An 11,700-nucleotide genomic window follows, 5' to 3' on the forward strand; every position below is an offset into this window, starting at 1 on the left:
TTTCGTAACCTTGAGGACACCTTCAGTACATTAGTAATAAACCAGATTAGTACAAACTTTGTTAGCAAAAACCTTCTAATTCACCAGTTGAATTAGAAGGTTTTTAAATATGTGTGCTGAAAAGTATGAATACAGTTAGAGGTCGCACCCCGAGCAGTTTTTACAAGAAATACATTGATTCTTTAATAGTTCGTAATGGAATATACATGTTAATGAACTTATTTCTTAGCTAGGAGGCATAACTTGTGACAGATTTCATTTGGCCCACGATTAATTTAACAGGGATTTCCCCAACATTAAATTCCATGTTTGATCGTTTACAAACCGCTGAAGCAACTCCACTTTTTAACTATACATCTAACTATGGTATTTCGGCATTAAGAGATGTCATTTCTACCGTAGGGGGTGGAACAGTTACCAACACACAAGGATTCTATCAAGTATCAACATCGACAACTCCAAATACTTCAGCGATTTTAGATACGGCAGAACGCGGAAAGCTATTTCCTGGAAATTCATTCGAGGCCGGTGTTTCTATCCGTATACCGGTTGCTCCAACTGGGACTCAAAAAGCAACTTGGGGATATTTTGATGGAAGTAATGGAGCCTATTTCGGTCAAGACTCTGCAGGCATTTTTATCGGGATCCTTAACAATGGAGTCGAAATATTCAAGGTTTATCAATCGTCATGGAATGAGGATAAGCTTAATGGTTCTGGGCCAAGTAAACTTACACTTGATACAACGGCGGGGAAAATGTTCCAAATACGATTTGGATACGAGTACGGAATCATTGAGTTCCGTATTGTATTTGTGAACTCTTTAAATTTCCAACAAATCGTCGTCTGCCATCGACAAACCCAAGGCACTAACTTAACTTTACTTTCTGATCCAAACCAAGTCATTCGTGTACGTGCCGAAAATGGAGGATCAGGCGGTTCCTTTTCCACAATAGTTCGAGGAAGGTATTATGCTGTTCTCGGTCCAACTGTACCAACGAATAGAATCACCTCCGAAAGCCGGTTAAATATGACAGTAGGAGCCGGTGCCTTTGTTCCAACGATCAGCTTCCGACGAAAAGCCATTTTCCCTGACGGCTCCAATCGAAATAACTCGGTCAATGTACAAATCAGCAGCTTCGATATTCTTGCAAGCAACGATTTAAGATGGCAATTAAGATATGGTTCTACACTTACCGGGGCTTCCTTTGGAAATATAAGCGATACCCCTTCATCCGAAACTTGTAGTCAATCTGATGTTTCTGCTACTGCCATAAATACCTCGACTGGAATCAAACTTATGAGCGGATTTGCTAAAGGAGGACAACATGCAGCACAGCAAAGCTTTCCGGTCGACACTGTGTTGAATGGTACAACTCCAGTTACTTTAGCTGTTACGAGTCTTTCGGGAAATGCGACTTGTAATATAATCTTTCGAGTGCATGAAGATTGGTAATAGTAGTGGTTTGTTTGCTTCTATTTGGGTTACAAGAGCCGAGAGTAAATTAGTTTTCAGACGCGAAAAAATACAGTTACATTTTGAAGAAAATGTAACTGTATTTTTTGAACCTATTCTTTTCCAAGTACTATTTTCAAACGTCTCCAAAAAGCCCATCTTCACTAATTCCGCCTATTCTTTGTGTGCATCCAGTAAATGGCTAAGAGCAACCAGATTACTCGTGAAAGCAACTAGTTCTTCAAATACCAATTTTTTAGTCACCACTTTTTTAATGCTCAAATATGATGATTATGCACCAGCTTCTTTCAAAATACGTTCAATTTCTTTAAATCCACGTCTTTCTGCATGTTCTAATGGGGTAACCCCATCTCTATCACTAATATTGAGATCAGCGCCATGATCAACTAATAATTGTACGATTTCTTGATAATTTTCCCTTCCATCCCCCAAAATGACTGCTTCCAATAATGCAGTCCAATGTAAGTTGTTAAGGTGGTTGACGTCCGTGTCAGAGTTAGTTAAAAGCTCCTCCACAATATCCACATGTCCCCGATCTGAAGCTGGAATGAGCGCAGTTCCACCAAAACGATTTGTGATTGTTGTATCAGCTCCTGCTTGAACAGCAAGCTTCACGATTTCTAGCAAACCTTCTGCTCCAGAATATAAAAGCACATTATCCATATTGTTATTGCGGATATCTATATCTGCCCCGTGTTCGATAAGTGTCTTAACAGTATCTACATTATTTTTTTGCGTTGCAGCCATTACAGCCGTATCTCCCTGATTATTTGTCGCATTAATATCGGCTCCGCCTTCTAATAATTCTAAAACGGTTTCTATGTCTCCTTCTGTTGCTGCAGCAATTAACTGTTGTTCCACATTAGTTTCCCCCTTTTTTTCTAATTTAATAGTTGAACCTTCTTCTGAGTCTGGAGTCGTGCTACATGCGGTAAGCATAACTACGAGAAAACTTAAACAAATCCCTTTCAGCTTCATAATAGCCTGCACCTCCTTTATAAACATGTTATCATTGTAATACCTATATGAAAAATATTAATAAAATTTGCTTTACTAATATTTATCGTATATAGAATGGAAGGATGTTAATGATGGATATTAAGCAACTACGCTATTTTATTGCAATTGTAGAAGAAAGGAAGATTTCTGCTGCTGCTAAAAGACTTCATATGTCCCAACCACCATTAAGCCAGCAACTGAAAGCTATGGAGAAGGAACTCGGTTCAACATTAGTGGAGAGAAGTGGAAAATATTTAGAACTGACAGAGGCAGGAAATGCTCTATACAAAAATGCTTTACAAATAACCCAATTGATGGAGGAAACCAAAACAGAAGTAATGGAAGTTGGTAAAGGCTTAAATGGAAGGCTCACTATTGGAGTGAACACTTTTTCTGTTAACCGATTGCCTCATATTCTTGAGCAATTTCGAAAACAATTCCCAAATATAACATATAAAATTCAACAAAATGAATCTTCCCACCTTTGCCAATTAGTCAGGGACCGAATGGTGGAATTAGCAATTATCCGCATGCCACTAAATCTAGACGATTTTTCGGTACTTCATTTATGTAACGAGCCATTTTACTTTGTCACGTCTAAGGAACATCCATCATTTGATGAAGAAATCTCACTTACTGATATTCAACATCACCCTCTCCTCTTTCCAAGTACAGAGGGACTAGGTGTGCATTACTTGATTTTAGAAGCGTTTTCCCGTTTCAAATTACAACCTAATATTGTTGGAGAGTGTTCTGATATTAGTCTTTTGATGGATCTAGTCACAGCTGACTTTGCTGCATCTATTGTTCCAGAAACCTTACTTCAACGATTTCGAGGGTATCCGGTAAATGCTTATCGGATATCAAGCACAACCAAGTTGACTGGACCAGTTGGAATAATATGGCTCAAAGATCATAATTTATCCAAGGCTGCTCAAAATTTTATAGAGATGATTCAAATTGTATAAAGTAATCACTTTAGGTTTTATTTTGCATATCCAACTAGGAAAATGACAAAGTAAAAACCCAATTTTTCCTTAATAAATAAAGAAATTGGGTTCTTTTTAGTTATTATTAAATCTATACCCAGAACCCCAGATTGTTTCTAATAATAATGGATTTTTTGGATCGAATTCTATCTTTTCTCGTAGTCGTTTAATATGAACAACAACGGTTGATGTATCGCCTAGTGAATCCAACCCCCAAACTCGTTCAAATAAATCTTCTTTACTAAATACTTGATTTGGGTGCTTCATGAGAAATTTCAATAATTCAAATTCCTTTGTCGTCAAATTGATCTCTTGGTCAAAGGAAAATACTTTATGTGATTTTGTATTCAACCGAATATCATTGACTTCTAAGATTTCATCCGATATTGTCTGAGGTCCCTTTGTTAAACGCTCATAACGATTTAAGTGTGATTTTACACGAGCGACTAACTCATTAGGGCTAAAGGGTTTGGTAATATAATCATCCGCACCAAATCCAAGCGCACGGATTTTATCGATATCTTCCTTTTTAGCAGATACCATTAAAATAGGTGTATCCACTTCCTCACGTAATCTTTTACAAATTTCAAATCCGGTCATACTTGGAATCATGATATCTAGTATGATTAAATCATATTTTCCGGTGAGTCCTTCTTCTAAACCAACTAATCCATCGGCAATGATATTGACATTCATCTCATTTAGCTCCAGATAATCCCTTTGCAATTCTGCTATATCCTGATCATCCTCCACTAATAGAATTTCCTTCATTATGTCCATTCTCCTTTAAGGGCAGCGTAAAAGTGATGCTTGTACCTTCACCTAATTTGCTATCCGCTTTTATGATTCCACCGTGCTCTAAAATAATTTGCCTTGCAATAGCAAGACCTAAACCACTGCCACCTTTATCACTATTTCTGGAGCTTTCTATACGATAAAATCGATCAAAAATCATTTCTAAATTTTCCTCAGCCATCCCTGCACCATTATCTTGTACGGTAATAATCACTTCATCGACTTCTTGTTTTGCAACAATCGTTATTTTTTTTTCATTCTTGTTCATATGCTTTACACTATTTTGGATCATATTATCTAGCACTCGTCGAATTTGTTGTACATCTATTCGTACAATGGCTTTGTTTAAATGAACATCTTGAAAAGTAAGTTGAATGTTTATTTGCTCAAGGTCTAATTGATATTCTTCAACAAAATGCACGAGAAATTTTTTTAAGTCAATATACTCAAAATGAAAGGGTAATTTTTGGAGGTCTAGTTTAGAAAATACAAATAAATCATCAATTAAAAAGTTCATGCTTTTCGCCTTATTATAAACAATATTCAAGTATTTACCTTGTTTTTCTTTTGTATCTGCTACACCATCTTTTAATCCCTCTACATAGCCAATAATCGAAGTAATAGGTGTTTTTAAGTCATGAGAGATATTAGAAAGTAATTCCTTTCTATTTTCCTCGTATTTTTTATTTTCTTTACTGACTCTGTTTAACGCCTCACGCAATTTCTCAAATTCTTGCGCAAGCTCATTCACTTCCCCTTTTTTGCCTGTTGAAATTTCAATTTTCCCTTCCAACTTACCTTCTTTTAGTTGTTGCACTTTTATACCTAATTCCCGTAAAGGGACAATAATTGCCTTATTTAGAGAACGGTTAAACATAATAACAAGAAAAATAGCAATGGCTAGGATTAAGGTGATTATAAAGAACCCCCATCTTTGTAAAAATTCAGCAAAGCTATTTTCTTGCTTTAAGATCATCACACTACCTTTTTCATTATCGGAAAAATGAAAATCAAACTTAAGATAGCGATAAAGACTGCCTTTGTTGTCAATGGTGCCTTGAGTATAAATATTTTCAATATCAAATTTTGGTGCATGAACGATTAGAGATTTTAGAACAAGGTCAGGAGAATGATAAAGGATTTCATCTTGTTTTCGGATAACAATATTCAAACCTTTCATTTCATAGGTATCAATACTTTGTTGAATGTTGGGCTTCATCAAATCATCCGGATTTTCCTTAGCAATCTTACGAAAGGTAACCAACGCTTCTTGCTCGTCATATGTAATTTGTTTTTGCTGCGCAACGGATTTATAAAGCTGAACAGGTGAGGAGACTTGTCCATTTATAGCAAACAACAAAAGCCAAAATATAGCTACCATCGAGCATATAATAACAAACAGACTACCGAGAAATGTGATTAAAAATTTTGTACGCATATCCATACCGCCTCCTCACCCCCTAGCTATAGTAAGTACCAATTCCTCATTAGGATAACTTAAATTTCTTTAAAATCCAAAGGAAGGATTAAATTCACCTTTATAAGGCTCATGTTCCACATAGATTTCGATGTCATTTCCATCAGCATCTTTACCCATTCGTTTATAAGTAAAGCGATCATCATTTAATTCAGTGATTTCCAGAGCAGCACCGTATTTGTTTTCTCCAATCGATACATGTGTACGAATCTTATTATCACTAATCACATCAAAATATCCAAAATCTCCGCGGCTTTCACCACTATTTACATCGAAAAATTCATATTTACTTGTCTCCGCATCAAATTTAGCAATACTAATGAAATTATTATTGTACTCTGTTACATCATTGCCCTCATTATCCAACACTTTAGTACCATTCCACAACGTTTCCCCTAAAATACGACTACCTGGGATTTCTGTAATAATTTCGCCTGTTTCACTAGTTAACTTTTCACCACTATTAGTAAACTCGAGCTCAGTCTCATTATATGGTACGTGTTCAACATACACTTCTACTTCATTACCACTTTTATCTACACCCATTCGTTTATAAGTAAATATTTCATCACTGATCTCCGTAAGCTCCACAACTGCTTGATAGCCCATGCTTTGGGAAATTAAAATCCGCTTTTTACCATCATTCGTGATGAAAAATATCCCTTCATCCCCACGTGTTTCACCTGTTGCTTTATCGAAAAATTCATAGCGATTTGTTTCTTGATCGTATTTTGCCAATCCAATAAAATTACTATTCTCTTCTGTTAGATTATTTCCTTCTTCATCATATACTTTAGTGCCTTGCCAATTCGTAGAGGTAAGGATGTTGGATAGTTCTTCGCCTTTGGCCAACTCTTCAACATTTGATATATTTTCTACTTGACTAGTTTCTTCCTGAGTTTTTGTTTTCTGCTCCTCGTTTTCACTAACACTCTCATTTGTACTGCACCCCGTAAGAATAAGACCACTACTCAAAATGAACATCGATAAACTTTTTTTAGTAAACATAGATTTTACATCTTATAAAATCAAAATGAACAATATATTAAAATTGTATAAACACCAATAGAATGACGGTAAAAGAATAATAGAGGTTGCTGATCCTGCCTCTGTCACTTCTAAAAATCTGCCAGTTCTCTCTACTAGTTTTGTCCCTAACTCTTTCTCCATTACTTTTAATTACTGGCTCAGCGAGGGTTGTGAAATATGTAATCTTTTGGCTGTAGCTGAAATCTTTCTTCCACAATCCTCTATAGTTACATCCAATAATGAAACCCTCTTGTATATGAAAAAGATAAGAAAAACTTACTTTTTTAATATTTCCCATATGATATCAAATAGAATATCATTACTTTATGATTTCTCAATTATCAAACTCTCGTATTTTGTATAAGGATATAAGGGGCATACTTACGCTTTAGAATGTTAGAGGATTTAAGAAATTGAAGAAATTTTGATAACAGCGGGTGCGAAATAAAAAGGCCATAATTAGGAAAAACCTTGATCATGGCCAAATTTTTTACAAAGCTGAAATTACATAGATTGTGCAGGTGAATGTTTTGAATAAGAAATATATTAACGGAACACTTAGTACGTTCCAATGGTTCATCTTCCTTTTGGCGAATGCGATTGCTCTGCCGATTGTAATTGGCGGGGCGTTCGGCCTTTCCATTGATGAAATCACCTCGCTCATGCAGCGTGTCTTCTTCATCGTCGGAATCAGTTCATTCCTTCAAGGATTCATCGGTCACAGGCTCCCTCTTGCAGACGGTCCTGCTGGTTCATGGGTCAGCATATTCGTCATGCTGGGAGCAATCGCGATCCAGCAGACTGGTGATCCGCAGACAGCTTTGCCGCTCCTTATGGGGGCTGTGTTCTTTGCAGGTATTCTTTTAATCGTACTCGGCATCAGCGGACTTGTGCAAAAAATTCTGTTTCTCTTTAGTCCGCTTGTTACTGGAACGTTTCTATTGCTGCTCGCTCTGCAGCTGAGTGGTGTATTCCTTGAAGGGATGCTTGCAGTAAAAGGGGACCCGGCTGTGCCTGACTATGGCATGGCAGCGATTGCCTTCTTCGTCTTCATCTTTGTCATCCTACTCTCCAACAAGGGGAAAGGCTGGGTGAAAAGCTATGCCGTTCTTATCGGTATTCTTGCAGGTTGGCTCATTGCACTTGTCCTGGGCAAGGCATCAATCAGTGCGCCTACACATTCAGCGATATTCCAAGTTCCGGAACTGTTTGCCTGGGGATTGCCGAAGTTGAATGCTGGGATGATTGTTACAGCAATACTGTTTTCTTTCCTGCTCATCTCCAATACGATTGCTGCGGTTACCGCAGTCCGTCAATCTCTTGGCAATGATACAAAGAATTTCGAGTCGACAATCAATCGCAGCTTGTATACAGGCGGCATATCTCATATTCTTGCATCCGGCTTTTCATCGCTCGTGGTCGTGCCGCTCCCTGTCACGGCTGGCTTCTTGCAAATGACTGGTGAGAAGAAGATCAAGCCATTCCTATTCGCGAGCATGGGACTTGCTGTTCTCGCACTCATTCCGTCCATAGTCCATGTATTATCTCTTCTTCCAGGACCGATTGCGAATGCAGCTTTGATGGCTTCTTTCATTAATATGATTGCGATTGCGCTAACGTCACTTACGAAAGAAATACTCGATCAGCGCAGACTGTCCATCCTTGGCATTACGCTTTTGATCAGCATTGGCATCATGTTCCTGCCGACAGGTCTTTTCAGCACACTGCCAGCGGTCATCCAGGATATCGTCAGCAATGGCCTTCTTGTGGGAACGATTCTGGTCATATTACTAGAGCAGTTCTGGAAACCGCAACGTATATCAGAAAAGAATTAATTTGCCCCATTGGATCTACTTAAGTTTTTCAGAACGACATCTATTTATGGGATAATCCTGTGATTTGCAAAGGGAAGAAGCACTATGGATGTCGTTCTCGAAAAATGGGGGTCAGGTAATGCAGACACTGCTTTCCCAGCATCGTTCCTCCATCTGCTGCGGTGTCAGATAGCCAATCGAGCCGTGGAATTGCACTCATTTTCCTTAGCCAATTTTAATACCCCCTTCTTTGAAAGATTTTTTTAGATAAAGAGAGATAAAATTTTTACTAAGAAAATATTTTAGCATAGATGTATTTTCTATTAAATGTTTATAATTTAATACACTGAACTTCTCCATTTCCGTCAAAGATTATTTCGAAAAATTTCTTTTAGTGACGCTATTTCTTTTGTTAACTCTTGAATTACCATTATAGATAATCCATCCTTTTTCAAATATGATTAATAAATATAGGGTTATTAACATTGGAAGTCCGACATCTCCTATCATTTGAACAAATTCAACATTATCCATTTTTTATTTCCCTCCTTACTTTATTTAGAGCTTGATTTTTAGTTTTGGTTATTGCCTGTTGAGATACTCTAAGCAACTTTGCTATTTCAATATCTTTCATGTTATTAATATAAGATAAATAGAGAATTTGTTTCTGCCTTTTGGTAAGTTTAGAAACAATTTTATATACTTTAGGGTCTTCAATGTAATCTTCTAATTTAGTATTATTGAAAAAATACACATCTGCTTTTGATTCAAATAAATTCATTATTGAATCTTCGTTATCCTCATCTTTTTTGTCTAAAACTAATTGATTTCTTTCTTTATATTCCCTATCTTTCTTGTCATATCTTTTAGCTTCAAAACCTATAACTTTAGAAAAATAGGTAATGAGCTTAATCTTATAATAAAATTCTACAAACCTTCGATTCAGTAGTTCTCTTTTTTCATTCGAAGGTTCTTGGCAATAAAGATCATATACTTTTGCATTATCTTCTTGGTTTAAAAAACCAATGAGTATAGGATTTTTTATCTGACCTCTTTCAATAATCATTCTCCGATACCACCCAACCATTAAGATAAATTTATTAAAAGGTAAAGAATAAATTCTTATATACAACTATTAATCCCTTTAAAAAATGGAAAGACACTATATCCTGTTGCGTCCTCCTATAAACTTATTCTTTACTTAAAAGATCAAAGAAGTTTGGAATCAAATCAACCTTTAAATTATCTATTTGCTTGAGTATTTTAATTTTTAATTCTTGTTCAAGCTCTTCTTGTTCCTGGAACGTTGTTTCCTTTAAAGCTCTCTTTATTTTAGGAGTTAAAATATCGATAATTTCTTCATAATCTATTCTTTTCATTACCTTCACCCTTTCCGAAATAGAGCATACGTTCTATTTTTAGATAAAAAAAATGGCCCTTCTATATATAAAGGGTTAAAAGTGCAACTTTTAACAACCTTTTACCAATTTTAGTCTGTCTTATTTTAGAGAATTTTGTTCTTTGTCGGCCGATGACTAAACATCATTCAAGTAACTAATCTTAAACCCTGTGGGATACCAATATGATATTTACCAAAACTTATTACTCCCCAAGTCATTGCCGCCACTCCTTAATTTTATCTATACTTTCGATAAATCTCAACAGTTTTGTCATTGATGCATATGCTAAATTACTGACAACTAATAAAAAAACAAAATTTAGTTAATGAGAGTTGTTAATTTAACTTTAAGGTTCCCTTTATTTAGTGAAGACCAAAAAATATAAGAACATGGAGGTATTTATAAATGGCATTACTATCTACTTTAACTGAAGCAGAAAACGCATTTGAAACTTATTTTGAATATGGAAATAGGTACAACAAGCTATTGGACCAAATTACCGGTCATCGGAACCTGGCTGATTCAACTACTAAACAACGAATGGGAATGCAACTTCAATTTTTAGCAGCTTTGTATCCTCGAACTGCTGATACTAACCGAAAATCCAGGATCGCTAGTGAAATTACTTTACTTATGAACAATTTTAACAATAGTGGGCAGTTCAACGTAGATAAACTAACTTATAGTGCAGTATTGGACGATCCAGGTCATGGTATGATTTTGCTAGGATTAGCATTAGTTAAAAAAGGTTCAGCTTATAATGGACTTAATGCTAATACAAAAGGCATAGTGGACACAATCGCAAAGAACCTTTTTGATAAGCTTGGTCAGCATTTATATCAGTTCTGTCTTAATGAAGTTAATACGGACACAACGCCATATAAATATAAAGGTTTGAATCCTGTGCCTAAGTTTTCACTAAATATTGCTGCATTAGTTGCAGGTGCCTTAAGTGTTTACTCAGACATAGTCAATAAGTCAACAGCACACCGTAGTGCAATTGTGACATTTTCTAATACAGTCGTAGGAAGATATGGGACAACAAATAATTCTCGTACCTTTGTTCCTATCGGTGGTAGAAGTACTAATAGAAAGCCATTCGGTTCGTCTGGATATAATGCCTACACTGGTATGGGATTAGCACTGGCCGCACATGGTCACACGGGGACTGGAGATTTAAGAATCCCTTCTAATGGTGGGCAATATTTAACACAGGCCAAACAAATAGCCGCATTCTATACATCAGTATTACAGTCTCGCCAAGCCTATGAAATTCACGAGCCATTTGATTTTAATGGAACACAACCTACTGTAACTAGTATTAACGCAGTTGTGGAGCAAATGATGAAAGAGCCAGCGAGTCTAGTTACAAGTAAAGATACTATTGGACATGCAACAGGACTGCTGAACCATAAACAACCAACTGCTTATCTTTATAATTTAGCATGGCTAGGTGATACTACTTTTCTAGCAGCAGTAGATAAACGAGTGGTTTTGGCAGATGAAGCAAAAAATCTAGATCAAGTTTCTGCAATGCGAGCATGTATGAATGCATTGCCTAATCCTGCAGATAACGCACCTGCAGCTAACCGAATCCTTTCAGGTTTTGCAGGATTGCTAGAACGTGGAATTAATCAGATCACTGACGGAAAGTAGTTGTAGTTGTAATGGGGCTGTCGAACTGAGGCTTTCACCCTCCTGGTGTGTTAGTTTTCCTAGAAG

At 36.5% G+C, this 11,700-nt stretch carries 11 protein-coding genes; 4 read left to right on the top strand and 7 right to left on the bottom strand.

The window, feature by feature from the left end:
• Positions 1-245: 245 nt before the first annotated feature.
• Positions 246-1,454, top strand: a complete 1,209-nt coding sequence (locus OR571_RS05455) for a hypothetical protein (RefSeq protein WP_282241872.1) — start codon at positions 246-248, stop codon at positions 1,452-1,454.
• A 291-nt stretch (positions 1,455-1,745) separates the two neighbouring features.
• Here the strand turns inward: OR571_RS05455 and OR571_RS05460 are convergent, their stop codons facing one another.
• Complete coding sequence (locus OR571_RS05460; protein ID WP_282242065.1) at positions 1,746-2,336, bottom strand: ankyrin repeat domain-containing protein; 591 nt, start codon at positions 2,334-2,336, stop codon at positions 1,746-1,748.
• A gap of 230 nt (positions 2,337-2,566) precedes the next feature.
• Between OR571_RS05460 and OR571_RS05465 the strand changes: the two genes are divergently transcribed.
• On the top strand, positions 2,567-3,442 hold the full coding sequence (locus tag OR571_RS05465; RefSeq protein ID WP_282241873.1) for a LysR family transcriptional regulator: 876 nt from the start codon (positions 2,567-2,569) through the stop codon (positions 3,440-3,442).
• A gap of 96 nt (positions 3,443-3,538) precedes the next feature.
• On the opposite strand, the gene OR571_RS05470 is transcribed toward OR571_RS05465, so the two are convergent.
• From OR571_RS05470 to OR571_RS05480, 3 genes are all read right to left on the bottom strand, one after another.
• Positions 3,539-4,234, bottom strand: a complete 696-nt coding sequence (locus OR571_RS05470; protein ID WP_282241874.1) for a response regulator transcription factor — start codon at positions 4,232-4,234, stop codon at positions 3,539-3,541.
• Complete coding sequence (locus OR571_RS05475) at positions 4,206-5,696, bottom strand: sensor histidine kinase (protein ID WP_282241875.1); 1,491 nt, start codon at positions 5,694-5,696, stop codon at positions 4,206-4,208. The genes OR571_RS05470 and OR571_RS05475 overlap by 29 nt, the downstream gene beginning before the upstream one ends.
• A gap of 69 nt (positions 5,697-5,765) precedes the next feature.
• Positions 5,766-6,743, bottom strand: a complete 978-nt coding sequence (locus OR571_RS05480; RefSeq protein WP_282241876.1) for a DUF4822 domain-containing protein — start codon at positions 6,741-6,743, stop codon at positions 5,766-5,768.
• A 551-nt stretch (positions 6,744-7,294) separates the two neighbouring features.
• Between OR571_RS05480 and OR571_RS05490 the strand changes: the two genes are divergently transcribed.
• Complete coding sequence (locus tag OR571_RS05490; protein ID WP_282241877.1) at positions 7,295-8,599, top strand: purine/pyrimidine permease; 1,305 nt, start codon at positions 7,295-7,297, stop codon at positions 8,597-8,599.
• Positions 8,600-8,950: 351 nt separating this feature from the next.
• Here the strand turns inward: OR571_RS05490 and OR571_RS05495 are convergent, their stop codons facing one another.
• The 3 genes from OR571_RS05495 to OR571_RS05505 all read right to left on the bottom strand — a co-directional run bounded on the left by OR571_RS05495 (position 8,951) and on the right by OR571_RS05505 (position 9,957).
• Positions 8,951-9,112: a hypothetical protein gene (locus tag OR571_RS05495; protein WP_282241878.1), complete on the bottom strand. Its 162-nt coding sequence runs from the start codon at positions 9,110-9,112 to the stop codon at positions 8,951-8,953.
• A complete protein-coding gene (locus OR571_RS05500) occupies positions 9,105-9,644 on the bottom strand; it encodes a sigma-70 family RNA polymerase sigma factor (RefSeq protein ID WP_282241879.1) in 540 nt (179 codons plus the stop codon). The genes OR571_RS05495 and OR571_RS05500 overlap by 8 nt, the downstream gene beginning before the upstream one ends.
• A gap of 124 nt (positions 9,645-9,768) precedes the next feature.
• Positions 9,769-9,957: a hypothetical protein gene (locus OR571_RS05505; RefSeq protein WP_142540036.1), complete on the bottom strand. Its 189-nt coding sequence runs from the start codon at positions 9,955-9,957 to the stop codon at positions 9,769-9,771.
• A gap of 426 nt (positions 9,958-10,383) precedes the next feature.
• On the opposite strand from OR571_RS05505, the gene OR571_RS05510 reads away from it, so the two are divergent.
• Positions 10,384-11,634 (top strand): hypothetical protein, encoded by a 1,251-nt coding sequence (locus OR571_RS05510; protein ID WP_282241880.1) that lies wholly within the window; start codon positions 10,384-10,386, stop codon positions 11,632-11,634.
• The last annotated feature ends 66 nt before the right edge of the window (positions 11,635-11,700 follow it).

Origin of the sequence: Psychrobacillus sp. NEAU-3TGS (genome assembly GCF_029955155.1) — a bacterium.
Taxonomy (GTDB): Bacteria; Bacillota; Bacilli; order Bacillales_A; family Planococcaceae; genus Psychrobacillus.